The organism is Nitrosococcus wardiae, assembly GCF_004421105.1.
In the GTDB taxonomy this organism is placed as follows: domain Bacteria; phylum Pseudomonadota; class Gammaproteobacteria; order Nitrosococcales; family Nitrosococcaceae; genus Nitrosococcus; species Nitrosococcus wardiae.
Map to the genome: position 1 here is coordinate 1,389,369 of NZ_CP038033.1, position 21,681 is coordinate 1,411,049.

At 52.7% G+C, this 21,681-nt stretch carries 22 protein-coding genes and 1 riboswitch; of the genes, 15 read left to right on the forward strand and 7 right to left on the reverse strand.

All coding sequences use genetic code 11. The features are described from left to right. Positions 1 to 19: 19 nt before the first annotated feature. From E3U44_RS06850 to E3U44_RS06860, 3 genes are read right to left on the reverse strand one after another with little or no spacing between them, the layout of a single operon-like run. Complete coding sequence (locus E3U44_RS06850) at positions 20 to 922, reverse strand: hypothetical protein (RefSeq protein WP_240761761.1); 903 nt, start codon at positions 920 to 922, stop codon at positions 20 to 22. Then, positions 879 to 1,655, reverse strand: coding sequence for an ABC transporter permease (locus E3U44_RS06855; protein WP_134357385.1), 777 nt, complete (start codon positions 1,653 to 1,655; stop codon positions 879 to 881). Before E3U44_RS06855 ends, E3U44_RS06850 begins: the two co-directional genes overlap by 44 nt. After that, the gene (locus E3U44_RS06860; RefSeq protein WP_134357387.1) at positions 1,652 to 2,578 is read right to left on the reverse strand and encodes an ABC transporter ATP-binding protein; all 927 of its coding nucleotides are present in this window, start codon (positions 2,576 to 2,578) and stop codon (positions 1,652 to 1,654) included. The genes E3U44_RS06855 and E3U44_RS06860 overlap by 4 nt, the downstream gene beginning before the upstream one ends. A 98-nt stretch (positions 2,579 to 2,676) precedes the next feature. On the opposite strand from E3U44_RS06860, the gene mutH reads away from it, so the two are divergent. Beyond that, on the forward strand, positions 2,677 to 3,372 hold the full coding sequence (gene mutH, locus E3U44_RS06865; protein WP_134357388.1) for a DNA mismatch repair endonuclease MutH: 696 nt from the start codon (positions 2,677 to 2,679) through the stop codon (positions 3,370 to 3,372). Between the two features lie 8 nt (positions 3,373 to 3,380). Further along, entirely contained in the window at positions 3,381 to 3,779 is a 399-nt protein-coding gene (locus E3U44_RS06870; protein ID WP_134357390.1) for a VanZ family protein, read from the forward strand. A 135-nt stretch (positions 3,780 to 3,914) separates the two neighbouring features. Here E3U44_RS06870 and thiC read toward each other — a convergent pair whose 3' ends face one another. Continuing rightward, positions 3,915 to 5,792 carry a phosphomethylpyrimidine synthase ThiC gene (gene thiC, locus E3U44_RS06875; protein WP_134357391.1) on the reverse strand — a complete coding sequence of 626 codons (1,878 nt, stop codon included), beginning with the start codon at positions 5,790 to 5,792 and terminating at the stop codon, positions 3,915 to 3,917. Between the two features lie 55 nt (positions 5,793 to 5,847). Further along, a riboswitch (TPP riboswitch) is annotated at positions 5,848 to 5,944 on the reverse strand. Between the two features lie 194 nt (positions 5,945 to 6,138). Here thiC and purD point away from each other — a divergent pair. From purD to hemF, 4 genes are all read left to right on the forward strand, one after another. Then, a complete protein-coding gene (purD, locus tag E3U44_RS06880) occupies positions 6,139 to 7,452 on the forward strand; it encodes a phosphoribosylamine--glycine ligase (protein WP_134357392.1) in 1,314 nt (437 codons plus the stop codon). A 92-nt stretch (positions 7,453 to 7,544) separates the two neighbouring features. Then, positions 7,545 to 8,417, forward strand: coding sequence for a phosphoribulokinase (locus E3U44_RS06885; protein ID WP_134357394.1), 873 nt, complete (start codon positions 7,545 to 7,547; stop codon positions 8,415 to 8,417). 48 nt (positions 8,418 to 8,465) lie between these two features. Beyond that, positions 8,466 to 8,984, forward strand: a complete 519-nt coding sequence (gene tsaC / locus E3U44_RS06890; RefSeq protein WP_134359697.1) for an L-threonylcarbamoyladenylate synthase type 1 TsaC — start codon at positions 8,466 to 8,468, stop codon at positions 8,982 to 8,984. Positions 8,985 to 9,069: 85 nt separating this feature from the next. Next, complete coding sequence (gene hemF, locus E3U44_RS06895; RefSeq protein WP_134357395.1) at positions 9,070 to 10,008, forward strand: oxygen-dependent coproporphyrinogen oxidase; 939 nt, start codon at positions 9,070 to 9,072, stop codon at positions 10,006 to 10,008. A gap of 30 nt (positions 10,009 to 10,038) precedes the next feature. Here hemF and trmL read toward each other — a convergent pair whose 3' ends face one another. Then, a complete protein-coding gene (gene trmL, locus E3U44_RS06900) occupies positions 10,039 to 10,548 on the reverse strand; it encodes a tRNA (uridine(34)/cytosine(34)/5-carboxymethylaminomethyluridine(34)-2'-O)-methyltransferase TrmL (protein ID WP_134357396.1) in 510 nt (169 codons plus the stop codon). Positions 10,549 to 10,564: 16 nt separating this feature from the next. On the opposite strand from trmL, the gene E3U44_RS06905 reads away from it, so the two are divergent. Further along, positions 10,565 to 11,566 (forward strand): dihydroorotate dehydrogenase, encoded by a 1,002-nt coding sequence (locus E3U44_RS06905; RefSeq protein ID WP_134357398.1) that lies wholly within the window; start codon positions 10,565 to 10,567, stop codon positions 11,564 to 11,566. On the opposite strand, the gene E3U44_RS06910 is transcribed toward E3U44_RS06905, so the two are convergent. Next, a complete protein-coding gene (locus E3U44_RS06910) occupies positions 11,563 to 12,612 on the reverse strand; it encodes a metal-dependent hydrolase (RefSeq protein WP_134357399.1) in 1,050 nt (349 codons plus the stop codon). The two genes, E3U44_RS06905 and E3U44_RS06910, sit on opposite strands and share 4 nt — an antisense overlap. Before the next feature lie 79 nt (positions 12,613 to 12,691). Then, complete coding sequence (locus E3U44_RS06915; protein WP_134357401.1) at positions 12,692 to 13,333, reverse strand: TetR family transcriptional regulator; 642 nt, start codon at positions 13,331 to 13,333, stop codon at positions 12,692 to 12,694. A 155-nt stretch (positions 13,334 to 13,488) separates the two neighbouring features. Between E3U44_RS06915 and E3U44_RS06920 the strand changes: the two genes are divergently transcribed. The 8 genes from E3U44_RS06920 to dapB all read left to right on the forward strand — a co-directional run bounded on the left by E3U44_RS06920 (position 13,489) and on the right by dapB (position 21,636). Next, a complete protein-coding gene (locus E3U44_RS06920) occupies positions 13,489 to 14,295 on the forward strand; it encodes a methyltransferase domain-containing protein (protein ID WP_134357402.1) in 807 nt (268 codons plus the stop codon). Next, positions 14,288 to 14,731 carry a ribonuclease HI gene (gene rnhA / locus E3U44_RS06925; protein WP_134357403.1) on the forward strand — a complete coding sequence of 148 codons (444 nt, stop codon included), beginning with the start codon at positions 14,288 to 14,290 and terminating at the stop codon, positions 14,729 to 14,731. Before E3U44_RS06920 ends, rnhA begins: the two co-directional genes overlap by 8 nt. Continuing rightward, entirely contained in the window at positions 14,731 to 15,459 is a 729-nt protein-coding gene (gene dnaQ, locus E3U44_RS06930) for a DNA polymerase III subunit epsilon (protein WP_134357404.1), read from the forward strand. The genes rnhA and dnaQ overlap by 1 nt, the downstream gene beginning before the upstream one ends. Before the next feature lie 65 nt (positions 15,460 to 15,524). Further along, positions 15,525 to 16,574 (forward strand): heat-inducible transcriptional repressor HrcA, encoded by a 1,050-nt coding sequence (hrcA, locus tag E3U44_RS06935; protein ID WP_134357406.1) that lies wholly within the window; start codon positions 15,525 to 15,527, stop codon positions 16,572 to 16,574. A 162-nt stretch (positions 16,575 to 16,736) separates the two neighbouring features. After that, positions 16,737 to 17,369 (forward strand): nucleotide exchange factor GrpE, encoded by a 633-nt coding sequence (grpE, locus tag E3U44_RS06940; RefSeq protein ID WP_134357407.1) that lies wholly within the window; start codon positions 16,737 to 16,739, stop codon positions 17,367 to 17,369. A gap of 108 nt (positions 17,370 to 17,477) precedes the next feature. Then, the gene (gene dnaK / locus E3U44_RS06945) at positions 17,478 to 19,394 is read left to right on the forward strand and encodes a molecular chaperone DnaK (protein ID WP_134357409.1); all 1,917 of its coding nucleotides are present in this window, start codon (positions 17,478 to 17,480) and stop codon (positions 19,392 to 19,394) included. 165 nt (positions 19,395 to 19,559) lie between these two features. Continuing rightward, positions 19,560 to 20,705, forward strand: coding sequence for a molecular chaperone DnaJ (dnaJ, locus tag E3U44_RS06950; RefSeq protein WP_134357411.1), 1,146 nt, complete (start codon positions 19,560 to 19,562; stop codon positions 20,703 to 20,705). A 115-nt stretch (positions 20,706 to 20,820) separates the two neighbouring features. Beyond that, positions 20,821 to 21,636, forward strand: coding sequence for a 4-hydroxy-tetrahydrodipicolinate reductase (gene dapB / locus E3U44_RS06955; RefSeq protein WP_134357413.1), 816 nt, complete (start codon positions 20,821 to 20,823; stop codon positions 21,634 to 21,636). Positions 21,637 to 21,681: the final 45 nt, after the last annotated feature.

Genomic DNA, 21,681 nt, shown 5'->3' on the forward strand with positions numbered 1-21,681 from the left:
CTTTATTTTAATGGATTAATTATAGCGCTTGCATGAGTCGGGCGGCCACTAAGGCCACCTCTAAAGCCTCCGGATCTAGAATTTCGGGGAGCAGGAGATAGCTTTCTAATAGCCTATCCGGTCTTTGCTGAGCGGCTTGTTCCAGCCGTTGGCGGGTGTTCCGCGACAGGTTGGCATGGGCCAGGAGCAGGGCCCCCTGCCAATCATGATAGCCCTGGACCAAGAGGGCAGCTTCCTCTGTTTCCCAGTGCTCGTCAATCAATAACTCCGGGAATGCGGAGGCAGGCAGGATTCGTCCCTGCCACGGGGGTTCGATCCGGAGTCCGCCCAGTCCGGTGCCTTCACCATGGGGATCACGCCAGAACCATTGGGCAGCGGGTAGAGGCCGGGCGGCGTCGTTGACCCACCATTCCAGCATTTCCCGGTGACGAGCCCCGCGAGTGGCAGCAAGGCCAGGGATTTCAAAGGCCGTATCGCCAGGAGGAAATGCCCGCCAGGTGGGATCGGTGACTTCTTCCATATCTTGCTCCCAGTGACAGCTGTTGAGCAGCGCCAGAGGTAAGCCGGTCTCTTTGCGCAATAGCCACAATTCAAAGTGGTCACCGGAGGGAAAGGGGAGGGGGGGATGATGCTCGAGGGCTTTGGCGATAGCCTCTTTAGAGACTTCAGCCCGACCATAGCCGTTGCCGCCGGTATCCGCCTCAGGCCAGAAACGTTCGTTACCCGCAACCCGACGTGGCCGCCAGGTTTTACCCTCGCTGGAATAGACTCGCACCCTGCCGGCATCAATTACCTGGAGAACCCCCAGATAGGGATTTAAGCGGCGGACGGTGTAATACTCTAGGGGAGACATGCGGGTGGGGGCGAGATGGGGCCACTTAGCTTCTGATCCCCACTCCTTTGTGCAATAGATAGAGGGCAAAGCTAGCTAGTCCTATCAGGAATATTAGGATAATCCCGAAAGCGGTTCGAATATCAATATCCGAGACCCCCAAAATGCCATAGCGGAAAGCGTTGACCATATAGAGAATGGGGTTAAATAGGGAAATCGTCTGGCCGAATTCCGGCATCAGGTTGATGGAATAAAACACGCCTCCCAGATAGGTGAGGGGGGTAAGCACGAAATTGGGAACGATGGAGATATCGTCAAAGTTGTTGGCGAAGATAGCATTGATAAACCCTCCCAGGGCAAACACAAGGGCGGTTAGCACGGCGATGCTACAGGTAATCAGGGGATGTTCTACTTTCAGATGGGTGAAAAAGAGGGAAATGAGTAAGACAATCACCCCGACCATCAACCCTCGAGCCGCACCGCCCACCACATAGCCTGCCAGAATAATACTATTGGGGGTTGGTGACACCAGTAATTCCTCAACGTAGTGCTGAAACTTTGAGCTAAAAAAGGAGGACACCACGTTGGAATAAGAATGGGTAATGACCGCCATCATAATGAGACCGGGGGCAATGTACTCCATATAGCTGAAGCCTTCCATGGGGCCAATGCGAGTCCCAATGAGGCTGCCGAAGATAATAAAATATAAAGCCATGGTCACCGCCGGTGGCAATAGGGTTTGGATCCAGATGCGGGTAAAGCGACGGATTTCCTTGAATACCAGAGTCTTAAAGGCAATATAGTGGCGTTGGGCGCGGTTCATGCAGCAAGGGTACCGTTGGTGGTGATAAGGTCGATAAAGAGTTCTTCTAGCCGGTTGGCTTTGTTCCGCATACTCAGCACGCTAATTCCCTCCTTGGAGAGGGCTGCAAAGAGAGTATTGAGATCATCTTCCCGGCGCACTTCTGCTTCCAAGGTCGTGTCATCTACGCGGTGGAGGGGATAGTTAGGGATGGTGGGCGCAAAATTTAGGGGCTCTTTAAGATAGAGGATAAAGGTTTCCCGGTTGAGTTTGGCCAATAAGGTCTTCATGGGGCCGTGCTCAATGATGGTGCCACGATCAATGATGGCAATATTGCGGCAGAGTTGCTCAGCTTCCTCCAGATAATGGGTCGTTAAGATGATTGTGGTGCCCATAGCATTGATTTCCTGAAGGAACTGCCACATGGAGCGGCGCAATTCGATATCCACCCCGGCAGTAGGCTCATCCAGGATCAAAAGTTGGGGTTCATGAATGAGGGCGCGCGCAATCATCAAGCGGCGCTTCATCCCCCCAGAAAGGGTGCGGGCGCACTCATTGCGCTTATCCCACAGGCCCAGCTGCTTTAGCCGCTGTTCGGCACGGACGCGGGCGATCTTGGGCTCGATGCCATAATATCCCGCCTGAGTGACAAGGATGTTAAAGACCTTTTCGAAACCATTGCAGTTGAACTCTTGGGGAACTAAGCCAATGATCCGTTTGGCTTCTTCGGGTTCCCGCCCGAGGTCCATGCCAAAGACGGTGACTTTGCCGGCGCTCTTGGTGACCAGAGAGGAAATAATGCCAATGGTAGTGGATTTACCCGCCCCATTGGGGCCTAGCAGGGCAAAGAAGTCCCCTTGCTCCACTTCCAAATCGATTCCCTTGAGGGCCACAGAATGGTTACCGTAGATCTTTTGTAGGTTTTCAATGACCAGAGCTTTCATTACCAATGAGCAGCAAATTTTCCTAGGCAAGTATCCTATCATGCATGGGCCAGTAGGGTCTCGACAGGGTCCCCATTGTTGCTCATACTTTGATCCCTATGGTGGTATTTTCTATTGCTCCCCCTACCAGCGAGGACGAGGTTTTGGCACGGGCCCAGGAGTTGGCTGGATTGCCCCTTGGCCAGATCGCGGCCCATTTCGGTCGGCGGGTGCCTGGGAATTTGCGACGCGCCAAAGGGTGGGTAGGAGAATTGCTAGAATTCGCCCTAGGGGCTACTTCGGGTTCCCAAGCAGCCCCTGACTTTCCCCATTTGGGCGTGGAAATGAAGACCCTGCCGCTACGAGCAGATGGCCGGCCTAAAGAATCCACCTATGTGTGTACCGTGCCGCTCACGGACTTCAACATCTGCTGGGAGACCAGTTGGGTCCGGCGTAAGCTAAGCCGGGTATTGTGGTTGCCGGTGGAAGCTGACGCTGGGGTGCCGCTTCCAGAACGTCGGGTAGGGATGGCTTTGCTGTGGAGCCCCAGCGCTGAGGAAGAGGCTATTCTGAGAGCGGATTGGGAGGAGTTGATGGAGATGGTTTGCCTAGGGCAGCTGGAAAGTATTACGGCTCACCATGGTGTTTATCTCCAGATACGCCCCAAGGCCGCCAATGGACGTGCCCTGTGTGAGGGAATAGGAGAAAATGGCGAGCCGGTTTTGACTCTCCCCCGTGGTTTTTATCTGCGCTCTGGGTTTACAACCGCCCTATTAGGGCGTTATTACGCGAACGGGTCTTTTTCCGAGAGGTAAAACGGGCAATGGAGCGCTTACGGTTTGCGAGATTTTGGCGTTTGGTGGGGTGGTTGCTGGTTATTGGCGTGGTTTATTTAAGCCTTACTCCGTCACTCCCGGAGGTGAGGGTGGGCGTTCCAGCACAAGATAAGTTTGGGCATTTTATTACCTATGGGCTGTTGGCTTGGTGGTTTAGTCAGGCTTATCCGTTGCGATTCCATGGTTTTTTTGGTCTTTTTCTGGCAGCGTTGGGCGCGGTTTTAGAAATTTTGCAAGATTTGGTGGGCTATCGGTACTTTGAATATGGAGATATGCTTGCCAATATTTCAGGGGTAGTCGGAGGGTATCTGCTGGCCCGTAGTACCCCTGCTGGAACTGCCTTAAGGCGTCTAGAGCGCTTGTGGGAGACTCAGAAACTGTTTTGACAATAACAATTTCGTGTGGCGTGCGGGGCGCAGCGTGGTTGTGGCAGGAGAGTAACACGGCGACGGCTGCTCTTAGCAATAAAGGGATGGAGTCCTCACGGACCCCATCCCCTCGGTCTTGTTGAGAAAAGCGAATCAGGCCTTGTGGTAAATTTCCACTCCTTTTTCTCGAAATTCCTGGGCTTTTTCCGCCATTCCTTGTTCTAGAGCGGAATGGCCGTTTTCGAGGCCCTTTTGATGGGCATATTCACGCACCTCTTGAGTAATCTTCATGGAGCAGAAATGGGGACCGCACATGGAGCAGAAATGGGCCACTTTGGCCGCTTGCTGGGGTAAGGTTTCATCATGGTATTCCCGGGCCTGGTCGGGGTCTAAACCAATGTTGAATTGATCTTCCCAGCGGAACTCGAAGCGGGCTTTCGACATGGCGTTATCCCGGATCTGCGCACTGGGATGGCCTTTGGCCAGATCGGCCGCATGGGCCGCAATTTTGTAAGTAATAATCCCCTCCTTGACATCGTTTTTGTTGGGCAATCCGAGGTGTTCTTTGGGGGTGACATAGCACAGCATGGCGGTGCCATACCAGCCAATCATGGCTGCCCCGATGCCGGAGGTGATATGGTCGTAGCCCGGGGCAATGTCAGTAGTCAAAGGCCCGAGAGTATAGAAGGGGGCTTCCCCACAACAGACTAACTGTTTCTCCATATTTTCTTTGATAAGGTGCATGGGCACATGACCGGGACCTTCAATCATGGTCTGGACGTCGTGTTTCCAGGCGATTTGGGTCAGTTCTCCCAGAGTTTCAAGTTCCGCAAATTGGGCCGCGTCGTTGGCATCGGCAATGGAACCTGGCCGCAGACCGTCTCCTAAGGAGAAGGAAACATCATAGGCTTTCATGATTTCGCAAATTTCCTCGAAGTGGGTATAGAGGAAACTTTCCCTATGGTGGGCGAGGCACCATTTGGCCATGATGGAGCCGCCCCGGGAAACAATACCGGTGACTCGGTTGGCGGTTAGGGGGATGTAGGCCAGGCGCACCCCGGCATGGATGGTGAAATAATCTACGCCTTGTTCGGCTTGTTCAATTAAAGTATCGCGGAAGATTTCCCAGGTCAATTCTTCGGCCTTGCCCCCTACTTTCTCCAAGGCTTGGTAGATAGGCACGGTGCCAATGGGGACGGGGGAGTTGCGAATTATCCATTCCCGGGTTTCGTGGATATTTTTGCCGGTAGAGAGATCCATTACTGTGTCGGCGCCCCAGCGAATGGCCCAAGTCATTTTGTCCACTTCTTCGGAGATGCTGGAAGTCACTGCTGAGTTGCCAATATTGGCGTTGATCTTGACTAAAAAATTACGCCCGATGATCATGGGTTCCAACTCGGTATGGTTGATATTGGCCGGGATAATCGCGCGGCCGCGAGCAACCTCCGAGCGCACAAATTCGGAAGTGATTTGGGACGGCAAATTGGCCCCAAAGGATTGGCCGGGATGCTGCTGGAGCAGCTGCTCCCGGTATTGCTCCAAGCGCTGGTTTTCGCGAAGCGCAATAAATTCCATTTCCGGGGTGATGATCCCTTGCCGGGCATAATGCATTTGGGTCACATTATGTCCGGGGTTGGCCCGACGCGGTGGGCGCAAGTGGGCGAAGCGTAAATGATCCAGGTTAGGATCAGCATTCCGTTGGCGGCCGTATGCTGAGGAAAGATCGGGCAATAGCTCGGTATTAGCCCGTTCCTCGATCCAGGCCCGGCGCAGTTCCGGTAATCCCTGGCGGATATCAATTTTCACTTGGGGGTCCGTATAGGGGCCGGAAGTGTCATAAACGGTTAAGGGGAGATTCTTTTCTAGTCCACGACTCGTGTGGGTATCGGATAGCCTGATTTCCCGCATGGGTACGCGAATATCGGGACGGCTTCCGGTAACATAGATTTTGCGTGAGTTGGGAAAGGGTTGGATGGCTTGCTCGTCCACCTGGGCTTGGGTGGACAAGGATTTTTCCGGAATGGCGCTCATGTATAACCTCCTTAAAGGCCGCATAGGCAAAAACCGGCGGCATGAAGGCGTAGGCGCCTGTGCTTTTCAGCTTCCCTACGCCGGTACCAACCGGATCAGGTTCAGAGGGACTCTCTCAGCCGGGCAATTGCTCGGCACCCCTAGCTGCTGTCCTGTGACAATAAAGGATTGCGCGGTTCCTTGCAACGGCTAGTTGGTATTTCATCAGGCTTTTATGATGAGCCCTTTCCAAGGGGGTGAGAAGGGATTCGGTGGTTATTGTGGCTATTTTAGCATTGCCCATTTGGGCTTTGAGCTTTCCTAAGTTATTATTTGCGCATTTTTTTAACAGATGGTGCAGTCAAAAATGAAGATTTTGGTGATTGGGGGAGGGGGCCGCGAGCATGCCCTTGCTTGGAAGCTGGCCCAGTCACCCCAGGTTGATCGGGTTTATGTGGCGCCAGGTAATGCCGGGACTGCATTGGAACCTAAATTGGAAAATGTCGCGATTAAACCGGATAATATCCCGGCCCTGGTGGCTTTTGCCTCAGCAGAGCAAATTGGATTGACTGTGGTAGGGCCAGAAGCTCCCTTAGTGCTGGGAATTGTGGATGCTTTTGAGGAAGCCGGGCTAGGCTGCTTGGGACCCTATCGCGAAGCTGCCCGCCTGGAAGGCGCTAAATCCTTCGCCAAAGATTTTCTAATGCGTTGCGGGATTCCAACGGCTCGTTACCGGACTTTTAGCGAAGTGGAACCGGCAGTCGACTACATTAAAATGCAGGGTGCTCCCATTGTGGTAAAAGTGGATGGCCTGGCGGCGGGTAAGGGCGTGGTGGTGGCCCAGACCGAGCAGGAGGCCATTGATGCAGTTCATGGAATATTGGCGGGGGGTGCCTTTGGCGAGGCTGGCCGTCGGGTAGTGATAGAAGAGTTTTTAAGAGGTGAAGAAGCCAGTTTCATCGTCTTAACCGATGGCGAGCACATCTTGCCTTTGGCCAGTTCTCAGGATCATAAGGCTCATGATCAGGGCGATACGGGGCCTAATACGGGGGGGATGGGCGCTTATTCTCCGGCGTCAGTGGTGACAGAGGCGGTTCACAAGCGGGTCATGCAGGAAATAATCGTGCCGACCGTACGAGGGATGGCCGAAGAAGGATATCCTTATCGAGGATTTTTATATGCTGGGCTGATGATTGCTGAGGACGGGTCCCCCAAGGTGCTAGAGTACAATTGCCGTTTTGGGGATCCGGAAGCCCAACCCATTATGATGCGGTTGCAGTCGGATTTAGTAGAGTTATGCCAGGCCACCTTGGAGGGTCGCTTGCACGAGGTCGATGTGACCTGGGATCCCCGCGCAGCCTTGGGCGTAGTGATGGCGGCGAAAGGTTATCCAGGTTCCTACCCTATCGGTGATCCTATTTATGGTTTACCCGCCCCGGAGCGTGAGAATAGCAAAGTATTTTATGGGGGTACGGCCGAAAAAGAGGGCCGCATCGTGACGGCTGGAGGCCGTGTTCTTTGCGTCTGCGGTCTTGGTGATTCCGTGACCCAGGCCCAAGCGACCGCCTATGCCCTCGTTCAGCAAATTACTTGGAAGGAAGCCTACTACCGGACTGATATTGGTTATCGTGCCATTGCTAAGGAAGCGGGCCGGGTCAAGGGGCCCGGTGATCCTAGGTAATCAGGGGTAGGGCCTTCTTGCAAGCATAAATTTCCAGTTATTTCAGTTTAGCTAAAACTACTTGCAATCCAATTAGTATTGAGGAGGGACATATGTCCGTAGCACATCCTATTGTTGCTGTGACTGGCTCGTCTGGGGCAGGCACATCTACGGTTAAACATGCTTTCAGCGATATGTTTCGGCGTGAAGGCATTAAGCCTGTCGTGATCGAAGGCGATAGTTTCCATCGCTATGATCGCCAAGCTATGAAGGAAAAGGTCGCGGAATATGAGGAGCAGGGGAAGGTCCTGACTCATTTTGGGCCGGAAGCCAATGAGTTAGATAAATTAGAGGCTTTGTTTCGTGAATACTCAGAGCATGGCACTGGGAAAAAGCGCCTTTATATTCACAGTGAGGAAGAGGGCGAACCCTACGGCCAGGCCCCGGGGACCTTTACTCCTTGGGAGCCCATTGATCCGGATAGTCATTTGCTCTTTTATGAGGGGCTCCATGGAGGTGCAGTAACTGACCAGGTTAATGTGGCCCAATATGTGGACTTATTGGTGGGCGTAGTGCCGGTAGTGAACTTGGAATGGATCCAAAAAATTCATCGGGATTGTCTCAACCGGGGTTATTCTTCCGAGGCGGTCGTCCAAATTATTCTCAAGCGCATGCCAGATTACGTGCACTATATCTGCCCTCAATTTTCCCGTGCCCATATTAATTTTCAGCGGGTGCCCTTGGTGGATACCTCCAACCCTTTCATCGCCCGTGATATTCCAACGCCTGATGAAAGCAATGTAGTGATTCGCTTCCGGGATCCCCATATGGCGGATTTTCCCTATTATTTAAATATGCTCAAAGCTTCATTTATGTCTCGGTCTAATACCTTGGTAGTGCCTGGCGGTAAAATGGGGCTTGCCATGGAGATTGTGCTCACCCCGATTATCCACGACATGATGGAGAAAAAACGCGCCCGGGGTTAAGAATTTGTGAGTGAATGCCTAAGCTGGCCGGTGCGATTAGCCGCCCGCATGATTCATGGGGGCGGCGTTGTCGCCTATCCGACGGAGGGAGTGTTTGGTCTAGGTTGTGACCCTCTGCAAGGGGTAGCCGTTGAGCGTATCCTTAAGCTTAAGGGGCGTTCTGTAGATAAGGGCTTAATTTTAATCGCGGCTGATTTTGCCCAGTTACAATCTTATTTGTTGCCCTTAACGGCTCAAATTCAGGCCCGTCTTGAAGCAACTTGGCCTGGACCAGTCACTTGGTTGTTGCCCGCTCGGGCGGATGTTCCCCGCTGGTTGAGAGGTCAGCATGATACCCTTGCTGTCCGAGTCACCGCCCATCCCGTGGCGGCATGTCTCTGTCAAAGGGTGGGGTATGCCATTGTCTCCACCAGCGCCAATCGCGCTGGACGTCCCCCGGCGCGAACGACCTTACAGATTCGTAGATCTTTGGGTGCTGGCATCGATTATATTCTCCCGGGTGCAATAGGAGGGCGGGCTGGTCCCAGTGAGATTCGCGATGGAATAACAGGACAGCGGATCCGATGATTAATTCCCCTTGCCAGGGGAGTTCTCTCCTGATTCTCAAATGGCAAGTTTTTAGGCCTGCGCTGACCTAAATAACGGAGTGGTGATGAGTAACCCTAGCAATGAGCCTGAGGTAGCGGTAGTCAAAGACTATCTGCTTGACCTCCAAGATCGAATTTGTTCCACCTTGGAACAGGAGGACGGGGCTGCCAGCTTTATGGAGGATGACTGGCAGCGAGCGGCCGGTGGTGGGGGTCAATCCCGGGTGTTGTCTGAGGGGGCAATATTTGAACAAGGGGGAGTCAATTTCTCCCATGTCTTTGGGGACGGCCTCCCTGCTGCGGCGACAGCGCAGCGGCCGGAATTAGCAGGACGGCGATTTGAAGCCCTTGGCGTTTCTTTGGTTATCCATCCCCATAATCCCTATGTCCCTACCTCCCACGCCAACATCCGTTTCTTCCTCGCCACCAAGGAGGGCGAAGCGCCTATCTGGTGGTTTGGGGGCGGTTTTGATCTTACTCCCTACTATCCTTTTGAGGAAGACGCGATTCACTGGCATCACACCGCTCGTGAGGCTTGTATTCCCTTTGGGGAAGAGGTTTATCCCCGTTACAAAAAATGGTGCGATGAATATTTTTACCTTAAGCATCGCGGGGAAACCCGGGGAATTGGTGGGTTGTTTTTTGATGACTTGAATGAATGGGGTTTTCCCCGCTGCTTTGATTTTATGCAAAGCGTGGGCAACCATTATCTGTTGGCTTATTTACCCATTGTCCAGCGGCGCAAAACCTTCTCCTATGGCGAACGGGAGCGGGACTTCCAGCTCTATCGGCGGGGACGTTACGTGGAATTTAACCTCCTCTATGATCGGGGGACCCTCTTTGGTCTTCAGTCAGGGGGACGGACTGAATCTATCCTGATGTCATTGCCTCCCCTGGTGAAGTGGCGTTATAACTGGCGGCCAGCTGCGGGAACCCCGGAGGCCCGGCTCTACGAAAAGTTTCTTCAGCCCCAGGATTGGTTAGGGGAAAAAGGGAAGCAGTAAGTTGTTATCCGAAGCGGTGACGGGGGCACTTTACCCGCTACAGATAAGGTTCCCGTGAGGCGCCACTTCACCTGCATCCCTACTCCCGGGAAAGCTTTGCTGCCGCCAAGCTTCGTAGAGCACAACTGCAACGGCATTGGAAAGGTTAAGGCTGCGGCTAGAGGGAAGCATGGGAATTCGCAGCACCTGCTTTGGAGGCAGGGTATTCAGGAGTTCCCGTGGGAGACCCCGAGTTTCGGGGCCAAATAAGAGGGCGTCACCTGGGTGGAAGTTGGCTTTATCATAAGGTTGCTGTCCACGGCTAGAGCAGGCCCATAGCTGCCGAGGCTGGACCTGCCTTGAAAAATGCTCCAGGCTGGGATGAACCTTAACTCTGGCCCATTCATGATAGTCTAGGCCAGCGCGGCGCAACCGCCTATCGTCGAGATCAAAGCCTAGTGGTTGTATCAAGTGGAGATGAGCGCCCGTATTGGCACAAAGGCGTATGATATTACCCGTATTGGGTGGAATTTCAGGTTCGAATAAGACGACATAAAACATTGCGGCGTAGCAAGAAATGGTGGCGACATTAACTACAACTACTGAGTTAAGCGAGACCGATCGGGCAAGATTGAAAGTTGATTTTTGTGGGCTGAGGTTACTAAGTCCATTGGTGTTACTTTCAGGTTGTGTCGGTTTTGGAGAAGAATACACGCGGGTGGCGGGCTACTCTAACCGGGAGGTGGGCGCGGTGTGCCTCAAGGGAACAACAGCAGCCCCCCGCTTGGGGAATCGACCCCATCGGATTTATGAAACCCCTATGGGAATGCTCAATGCCATTGGCTTGCAAAATCCTGGTGTGGATTATGTAGTCAATCATATTCTACCAGAGTTAGATTTCAGGGAAACTCGGTACATTGCCAATGTTTCCGGTTCCACTGTTGAAGAGTATGTGGAAGTCACGCGCTGCTTTGACGATTCTCCTATTGATGCCATTGAGATCAATATTTCCTGCCCTAATGTGAAAGAAGGGGGAGTTGCTTTTGGTAATGATCCAGATATGTCGGCGCGGGTAGTGGACGCTTGCCGGAAGGTGACCCACAAACCCTTGATCACCAAGCTTTCTCCTAATCAGACCTCGATTGAAGAAAATGCCCGTCGCTGTATTGAGGCCGGAACAGATGCTTTTGCTGTCATCAATACCCTGATGGGGATGGCCATTGATATAGAGCAGCGAACCCCCCTGCTTGGGAATATCCAGGGGGGGTTATCGGGGCCTGCCATAAAGCCAATTGCTTTACTCAAGGTGCGCCAGGTCTATCAGGTGTGCCGGCAGCATGATATTCCAATTATTGGCCAAGGAGGGGTGGCCTCGAGCGAGGATGCCCTGGAATTTCTGATTGCGGGTGCGGCTACCGTGGGGGTAGGCACAGCCTTGTTTTACGACCCCCTTCTTTGTTCCAAAATTAACGCGGGGATCGTGGATTATCTCAAGCGCCATGAGGTGGCTACCGTGGAGCAGTTAACGGGCAGTTTGCGCCTAGAGGGGGAAGTTTCGGGGTGCAGTGTCAGTGGCTAAGAGCCTAGATTTCTAAGTAGCTGGCGTAGTTCCCAACGAGAGTCATTTTTTTGACGGCATCCCCCATACCGAAATGGTGGAGTGAGGCTGGGAAGGGTAAAACGCAGGTCCACGAACCAAACACACAGACCATTGCTTCCCCGATCGATGGCATAGAGGGCCGGGAGCAAGGCGAACTGGCGGTAGCCTTGCAGGGCTTCTTGGTGCCAAACCGTGCGGGCTAAGGTTTCTTGATCAGGCTTCCCATAAAGCCGGTATTGAGTCCATTGCATGGCTGTCGGTGGTGGATAGGCCGTATAGAGGCGAACCCAAAAAGGAGGATCGGGTGAGGTAGGAACGGCGAGTTGCTTGCGTCGGAGGTTGACTTGACTGAGGTAATACTTCTGTGGAGCCACCACCACAATTTTCCAATTAAAAGGGGATAGGGGTTGGGGCAAGGCATGGACTTGAATCTTGTTCAGAGAGTGTTGGCGCGCATATTCATCCCCTAGGGCCAATGCCTGAGTTCGGAGTATCCCCTGGAAGCCCACATAGGTCACTAATAGGGCTAAGCCTGCTACCGCTGGCAGGCGGGAGCGATGCCAATACCAACTGCCTAATAATCCCATGACGATAATACTGGTAAACCAAGGATCGATGACAAAAGTGGTGGGCCAAGCCGCTTTGTAATTCGAAAGAGGGGCGAGGATTTGGGTGCCATAGGCAGTGATGACATCTCCGGCAATATGAATGCTTATTCCTAATAGGGATACCCCTAAATAGGCCTGCCGGGGTTTTTGTCTTCCCCCAAACCACCAAAACAAGGTGGCCAGCAACATTCCCCAAAAGGGAAGCATAACCACGGAATGGGTGATGCCCCGATGCCAATTAAGGTAGGTGAGCAAGTCCGTGACCGAGCGGAGAACAAAATCGCTATCAGGAAAGGCCGCGGCCAAGGTTCCCACCAGGACCCGTTCTCTCAGCGTGAGTGGGTCATCTCGGCGCTGGGAAGGAGCGGTGGCGCGTGTCAGCAGCGCACCGCTCAAGGCATGGGTAAGCGTATCCATTTAACGGAAGATGGCGCCAAATTGACTCAATTTTGTTGCCTAAGGGAAAATTTTTGGGAGTTTCCTGCTGCTCCAGTTTTCAGGGACCGCTGGGGAAGGAGGTCTTGGTGAAAGTCTGTTCCTGCTTTTTTGACCGTAAGAACGATGGCTTGAGCGACCCAATGATTTCGCCTGTGCGCAGGATTCTATCCAGTAACCGACGGGTTCGCCGGTGATATTCGGTGGGATCATTCAGCCAACAGAGAAAGGTAATGAGATAGATGGAGGTCAAGGCGGTTTCATCTAGCGCCCGAAACAAAAAGACTTGATCCCGTTGGGCGGCCTCGCGAGCCCATTGCACGGTGCGGCTGATACGTAATAGGCTTGCGAGTTGCATGTGTAAATGCCCTGGTTCAAGCCGATTGAAGACCATTTGGCGCATTACTTGGCGATGAGGGGAAAGGGCTTCTAACCAGGCCATAAATAGGCGGTTGAGTCGCTCCCGGGGAGAAATGGCTGGAAAGTAAGGGCGGTTTGTTTCTTCCAGCATAGCCTGGTCAGCTCGGTCTAGCCATGCATCCACCAATTCTTCTTTTTCCCTGAAATATTGGCGAATCTGATTCAAGCTCAAACCTGTCCGTTGAGCAATATGGTGCAGGCGCACATTTTCCCAGGAAGTTTCTTCAGCCAATTCCAAGGCGGCGTCAAGGATGATATCACGGGTGCTGATAGCTTCCTCCATGGCTGATCTCCTGTTATTGGGTTTATAGTGAAAGTGTAGCAGTCCTCTGGGACGGTAGTCGTTTTAATCTTAATCGCTTAATAGTATGCAATTAGGGTGCAATATAATAGAGGTTAAGTTGCTCCACAGGTTCTTATTTCAGAAGGGAGTATAAAATGATGCTTACCTTTGAGCCGATCTGGCCTAAGGTAAAGGGTTCATCGCACAAGCGGGAGTACCCTTCTCGTCAAGCTTTTTGCGCCTGGTTAGAGAAGCCCTTAGGCCGGCGTTTGTTGAAAATCGAACGGGCGGAGTTGGAAAGAATTCTACCGGGTCTATTTGGTTACCACTTGGTCCAGCTAGGTGCCGTGCGCAAGGGGACGGATTTGCTATCTTCCAGCCGCATTTGGCATCAGGTGGTATTGGAAGCAGGGACTTGGTCAGAGGTCCAGCCACCCAGCCTGTTGTCCCGGGTGGATACTTTGCCTTTTGCCAGCGCAACTGTGGATGGGATAGTTTTGCCCCATGTATTGGAGTATGAGGCTAACCCTCATCAGGTATTACGAGAGGTCCAACGAGTACTGGTTCCTTATGGCACCTTAGTAGTTTTAGGCTTCAATCCCTGGAGCTTTTGGGGGCTTTGGCGGCTTTTTTTATGGCGGCGGGGGCAGGTGCCTTGGTGTGGGCGTTTCTACAGCCTCAGCCGTCTCCGAGATTGGTTGGCGCTATTGGGTTTTGAGACGGTGCAATTGCGGTATTTTTTATTTCGTCCCCCCTTGCAGCATCCACGGCTGATGCGGCGATTGCGTTTTTTTGAGGGGGTGGGGCAGCGTTGGTGCCCATTTTTGGCGGGGGGCTATTTGGTGGTAGCCAAAAAGCAAGTAATGCGTTTGAATCCGGTGGATCCTCTCTGGCGTAAGGAAAAGGGTTTGGAAATACCCGGCCTTGCAGAGCCGACGGCCCGGGAGCGTTTCCGTGACTGAAGCTGTGGAGATTTTTACTGACGGAGCATGCCGTGGAAATCCTGGCCCCGGGGGGTGGGGCGCCCTGCTGCGCTACCGGGGACGAGAAAAAACTTTGTCAGGGACGGAGACGAGGACGACTAATAATCGCATGGAGTTGATGGCGGCGATCCAAGCCCTAGAATCCCTCAAGCGACCCTGTCGAGTCCGGCTGACGACGGACTCCCAATACCTGCGCCAGGGAATTACCTGCTGGATGCCTCGTTGGAAACAACGCGGTTGGAAAACGGCCAACCGGCAGCCGGTGAAGAACATAGACTTATGGCAGCGCCTGGAAAGGGCCGCTGCTCAACATCAGGTAGAGTGGTTTTGGGTCCGGGGACATGAGGGGCATCCAGAAAACGAGCGGGTGGATGCCTTGGCTCGGGAAGCCATTACCGAATTGGAGGAAGGTTGATGCGGCAGATTATACTCGATACGGAGACCACTGGGTTGGAGCCCAAAGAGGGACATCGAATCATTGAAATTGGGGGAGTTGAACTGATCAATCGGCGCCGTACGGGGCAGACTTTTCATTGCTATCTAAATCCGGAACGGAAGGTGGACGAAGGGGCTTTGAAAGTCCACGGCTTGAGCAATGAGTTTTTATCAGATAAGCCGCGTTTTGTGGAAATTGTCGAGGAATTTTTAGCTTTTATTAAAGAGGCAGAATTGGTCATCCATAATGCCCCCTTCGATGTGGGTTTTCTGGATCATGAATTGAACTTACTAGGCTCTCAGTGGGGAAAAGTAAGTCTCTACTGTCAAGTGCTGGATACGTTGGCCCTAGCGCGGCAACGTCATCCGGGTCAGAAAAATAGCCTAGATGCCCTCTGCAAACGCTATGGGGTTGACAACTCCCGGCGGGATCTGCACGGCGCTCTCTTGGATGCAGAAATTCTTGCTGGAGTATATTTGGCCATGACCGGGGGTCAAGCCAGTTTAAGCCTGCGAGGGTATGGTAGCGAGGACATTCAATCTCAACCGGAAGGGGGAAAATATCGGCCTGTCCCGGTTAAGCGGTCGCCCCTTAAAGTGGTGCGGGCAAACGAAGAAGAGCGGTTGGCTCATCAGGAATGCCTTGCTGCCATTGATAAGGTTAGCGGCGGTGCTTGTTTGTGGCGTCAACTTGAGTCCCCAGATTAGCACTCTGTAGGTATGAGTGCTAATATGAGGGGGTTTCTTTAGGTAGTAAAGGGGTTGTCTAGTTTATGGCACGATCCAAGAGCCCATTGGTGCTAAACGAGCGCTCCCAGCATCTGCTCAAGGCTATGGTAGAGTGTTATATCCGCGATGGGGAACCTGTCGGTTCCCGGACTCTTTCCCGGGAGTGTCAACTGGACCTCAGCCCAGCGACTATTCGCAATGTCATGGCCGATCTGGAAGAATTGGGGTTGGTGTTTTCCCCCCATACTTCGGCGGGAAGGGTGCCTACTGTCAAAGGCTATCGCTTTTTTATCGACGCTTTGCTGAGACCTAAGAGGTTGGGTGCCAACACCATTCGCGAGCTAGCGGCCCAGTTTGAGGTGGAGGCGGAACCTTCGGCACTGCTAGCCACAGCTTCCCAATTATTATCCGAAATCAGCCGCTTTGCAGGGGTGGTGATGTTGCCCCGGCATGAATGCCGCGCTCTACGCCAGGTGGAGTTCTTGCCATTGTCAGAGAATCGGGTGCTCGCTATCTTAGTGGTAAATGAACACGAAGTGCAAAATCGTATTATTTATCCCAGCCGTCCATACTCAGCCTCGGAATTGCAGCAGGCGGCCAATTACCTTAACGCTATCTTTAAAGGGAAGGATTTTTATGAAGTTCGGGAGCGCCTCCTGGCCGAGATGAGCGAGGTGCGTGAAGATATGGACCGAATCATGGGAACAGCGGTGGAGATGGCAAAACAGGTATTTCTTTCTGAGAAAGAGGTGGAAGATTGTGTGGTCGCGGGACAGACCAACCTGTTAGATTATATGGATCTATCGGATAAAGAACGCCTGCGCCTATTATTTAATGCCTTCAATGAGAAGCAGGATATTCTGCATTTATTAGATCAGTGTTTGCATGCCGGCGGGATCCAGATCTTTATTGGCGAAGAATCGGGTTACCAAGTATTTGACGATTGCAGTGTGGTCACTGCCCGTTATGGCTCTTCCGAAGGCGCCCTGGGAGTGCTTGGCGTGATTGGTCCCACCCGAATGGATTATGAGCGGGTGATTTCTCTAGTGGATGTGACCGCCCGATTACTAGGTGCAGCCTTGAATCCGAGGTAAACCATCCCCACCTGTTGTGGTTTTAGGTAAAAGCCTTAGGGCCTGCTAACACTAAATTAATTTATGTTTGCCAGCGGCCGTTTTTTCGGCCAACCAGGCAGAAGAAACAATGGGTAGTGAGCCTAAGTGTTAACAGGCCCTAGCAACTTGGAGAGTATTGGTATGGCCAACGAAGAGAAAACTACTCCGGACACCCACAGTGCAACCGAACAGTCGGAAATTTCTGTAGAATCCGAGGCGCCAAGCGAAGGTGGTGAACAGGCCCAGGAAGCGGCACCGGAAACTGCCGAGATGGAAGATATACAACGGCTTTTGGAGGATGCTCGCACCAAGGCAGATGAGCATTGGAACGAGTTGCTCCGAGCACGAGCCGAGTTGGAGAACCAGCGCCGACGTCATGAGCGGGAATTAGAGAAGGCCCGCAAGTATGCTTTGGAGAAATTTGCCCAGGAGTTGTTGCCGGTTAAGGACAGCTTAGAGATGGGGCTGGCGGCGGCTCAGGCTGAAGATGCCGATGTAGCTGCTTTGCGAGAGGGTACCGAATTGATCCTCAAAATGTTTGATGAAGTCGCAGCCCGATTTGGCATTGAAACCGTGGACCCTCAAGGCGAAGCCTTTAATCCTGAATTCCACCAGGCCATATCTACCCAGGAGAACGACGAAGTTGCGCCTAACACCGTCCTGATCGTTGTTCGCAAGGGTTATGTTTTAAACGGCCGCCTGCTACGCCCAGCCATGGTGGTCGTCTCTAAGCCAAGCGAGCAAATCCCGCCTGGGGTGGATACCCAGGCTTGAAATTGGCTAGCGCGCCCCCATAGTCAGGTATAGCGGAGAGCATAAGGTGCCGGTAGGAGGATAACCGCCGGTGGAGAATGAATACTAAATTTTTGGAGTAGAGGAGTAATGGGAAAGATTATTGGCATTGACTTGGGGACCACCAATTCTTGCGTGGCTATCATGGAAGGGAATAAGACCCGCGTGATCGAGAATGCTGAGGGTGATCGCACCACCCCGTCTGTGGTGGCGTTTACCAAAGAAGGTGAAACATTGGTGGGCCAATCTGCTAAACGGCAAGCGATCACCAATCCTCAAAACACCCTGTATGCAATTAAGCGTCTTATTGGGCGCCGCTTTGATGAGGACGTGGTCCAGCGGGACATTAAAATGGTGTCCTATAAAATTGTAAAGGCCGATAATGGGGATGCCTGGGTGGAGGCGATGGATAAAAAAATGGCCCCGCCGGAAATTTCAGCGAACGTGCTCCGCAAAATGAAGAAAACGGCGGAGGATTACCTAGGCGAAGAAGTGACCGAGGCGGTCATCACGGTGCCGGCTTATTTTAACGATTCCCAGCGCCAGGCTACTAAGGATGCAGGCCGGATAGCAGGGCTTGAAGTGAAGCGTATTATCAATGAGCCTACGGCGGCAGCTTTGGCCTACGGCCTAGACAAGCAACGAGGCGATCAAAAGATTGCGGTCTACGATCTGGGCGGTGGTACCTTTGATATTTCTATTATTGAAATCGCAGAGGTGGAGGGAGAGCACCAGTTTGAGGTGTTATCCACCAATGGCGATACCTTCCTCGGCGGCGAAGATTTCGACAAGCGACTTATTGACTATATCGCCGAAGAGTTTAAAAAAGAGCAAGGTATCGACTTGCGCGGTGATCCTTTAGCGATGCAGCGCCTTAAAGATGCGGCGGAGAAGGCCAAGATTGAGCTTTCCTCTAGCCACCAGACAGACGTTAATTTACCCTATGTGACGGCGGATGCTTCGGGTCCTAAGCATCTTAATATTCGGATCACTCGGGCTAAGCTGGAAGCTTTGGTGGAAGATTTGATTGCTCGCACTATTGAGCCTTGTAAGATTGCTATCCAGGATGCGGGGCTTAGTGCCTCTGAAATCGACGAAGTTATCTTGGTAGGTGGGCAAACCCGTACGCCTAAAGTTCAGGAAGCGGTCAAAGAATTCTTTGGCAAGGAGCCCCGTAAAGATGTGAATCCGGATGAAGCCGTCGCCGTGGGTGCTGCCATTCAGGCTGGAGTCCTGGCTGGTGAGGTTAAAGAGGTACTGCTGCTAGATGTGACGCCCCTGTCCCTAGGGATTGAGACCTTGGGGGGAGTCATGACTAAGTTGATTGAGAAAAACACCACCATTCCTACCCGCAAAACGCAGGTCTTTTCCACCGCCGACGACAATCAAACGGCAGTCACCGTTCACGTTCTCCAGGGGGAGCGGGAGCGAGCGGCGGACAATAAGTCCTTAGGTCGCTTTGATTTGGTCGGTATCCCCCCGGCGCCTCGGGGTATGCCTCAAATCGAGGTCACCTTTGACATCGATGCCAATGGCATCTTGAATGTCTCCGCTAAAGATAAGGCAACGGGCAAGGAACAGTCTATTGTCATTAAGGCCTCTAGCGGGCTATCGGAAGATGAGATCGAAAATATGGTCAAGGACGCCGAGGCCCATGTCGAGGAAGATCGCAAGTTCCGGGAGCTGATCAATGTGCGCAATCAGGGTGATAACTTGATTCATGCGACGGAAAAGTCCATGGAAGAGTTGGGCGATAAGCTTGAGGCCGATGAGAAGAGCAGAATTGAGAAAGCGATTGAAGAACTCAAGACTGCCATGAAGGTCGATGATAAGGCGGCTATTGAAGCCCGGATCAAGGAGTTGACGGATGCTTCTGCTAAAATGGCCGAACGCATTTATGGGCAACAAGCTGAAGAGCCCAAAGAAGCCAAAGGGGAAGAAAGCAAGGCCGCCGAAGAAGGGGTCGTGGATGCTGAGTTTGAGGAAGTGAAGGAAGATAAAAAATAGCGAAATAAAATGATGGCAATCCAACGAGGGTGGCACAGGCGTAACTGGAAGGCGCCTGTGCCTTGGTGTATCTAGCAATCAACACGGCTATGGGCCAGGGCTTTACTACTGGCCATGTAGTCGGGGTTTTGAGCGCTAAAAGGCGGAGAGCTGATAGTTCGGAGAATGGCAAAGCGAGATTACTACGAAATTCTGGGGGTTGCGCGGAATGCTTCCGACCCTGAAATTAAGAAGGCCTATCGGCGCCTGGCTATGAAATATCATCCGGATCGCAATCCTGATAACAAGACTGCCGAGGACCAATTCAAAGAGGTTCAGGAGGCCTATGATGTTCTCTCCGACGCTAGGAAGCGCACGGCCTATGATCAATTTGGGCACGCGGGAGTCGGTGCGGGGGCAGGCCCGGGAGCAGGAGGGGGATATGGCTTTGAAGGCGGCCCCAGCTTTGGTGACATCTTTGGCGATGTTTTCAATGACATCTTTGGTGCTGCCGCAGGCCGTGGAGGTAGACGGCAGGCTTATCGGGGCGCTGATCTCCGCTACAATCTGGATCTCACTCTGGAAGAAGCTGTCGCAGGCACCACCGCCAAGATCCGCATTCCTACTTATGTGAAGTGCAAAACCTGCGAGGGCAGTGGCGCCCAGCCGGGAACCTCACCCATTACCTGCCCTACTTGTGATGGCCATGGTCAGGTACGGATACAGCAAGGTTTCTTTTCCCTGCAACAGACTTGTCCACGTTGTCATGGCAGTGGCCAGATCGTGAGTTCTCCTTGCTCTGATTGTCACGGTGAAGGTCGGGTCCGGGAGCATAAGACGCTCTCGGTGAAGATTCCGCCAGGGGTAGATACGGGGGATCGGATCCGTCTGGCTGGAGAAGGAGAAGCTGGAGAGAGTGGTGGGCCGCCAGGTGATCTTTATGTTCAGGTACAAATTAAAGCGCATCCGATCTTTTCCCGGGAGGGCGATGAGCTACACTGCGAAGTGCCAGTCAGTTTTGTCACTGCCGCCCTAGGCGGAGAGCTGGATGTGCCTACCCTGGCCGGCCGGGCAAAACTCAAAATCCCGGCAGGGACTCAGTCGGGGCAGGTTTTCCGCTTAAGGGGTAAGGGTGTTACGCCTGTTCGTGGTGGATCCGCCGGCGATCTGCTGTGTCGGGTGATGGTAGAAACGCCAGTGAAATTAAATGAAGAGCAAAAAGAATTACTGAAAAAATTCGAAGCTTCCATGAATCGCAATAAAAAGCATAGCCCTAAACATCATTCCTGGCTGGAAGGGGTAAAACACTTCTTTGAAGAAATGAAGTTCTGATATCCTTTGGACCCATCCTAACCATTAAGTACGCAAATCTTATCCCCGAGGTGGCTGGAGATAATTTCACCCCCTCGGGTTTGTCATTTTTGTTCACTATACAGGAATGAGGACTATGATCCGAGTAGCTATCAGCGGTGCCGCCGGGCGTATGGGGCGCGCCTTGATCCAAGCTGCCTGTCAATATGAGGGAATTGCGCTTGGGGTAGCCAGTGAACGCCCTGACAGTCGCCTAATTGGCAGTGATGCGGGAGAATTGGCAGGGGCGGGAACATTGCAAATCCCCCTAGTGGGCAATTTGCGTGAGCATGGAGATGCTTTTGACCTACTAATCGATTTCACGCAACCTGAAGTCTCGTTGGCCAATTTGGCCCTTTGCAAAGACCAGGGCAAGGCCATGGTGATTGGCACCACTGGATTTACCCCAGAGCAGCGCCAGGAGATTGCAAGTGCGGCTACTGAGATTCCAATTGTGTTGGCACCCAACATGAGTGTGGGCGTTAATCTTTGTTTAAAGCTCTTAGAGACAGCCGCTCAGGTGTTAGGGGATGAGGTGGATATTGAAATTATCGAGGCCCACCACCGTCACAAGGTGGATGCTCCCTCGGGAACCGCTTTACGCATGGGGGAGGTGGTGGCTGAAACCCTGGGACGGGATTTGAATCAGTGTGCGGTTTATGGGCGGCTTGGATTCAGCGGCCAACGGCCGAGGGAAAGCATAGGTTTTTCTTCCCTCCGTGCAGGCGATATCGTGGGTGAACACACTGTGATGTTTGCGGCGGAAGGTGAGCGGGTAGAGATTGGCCATAAGGCCTCAAGCCGCATGACCTTTGCTTTGGGGGCCATGCGCGCATCCCAGTGGGTCAGCGGTAAACCTCCTGGGCTCTACGATATGCAGGATGTACTTGGTCTGTCTAAAAAGGTAAGCTAAGCGTTTTTTTCGCGTTTTTGGCGCTTCTCTGCTAGAGTATTGCGC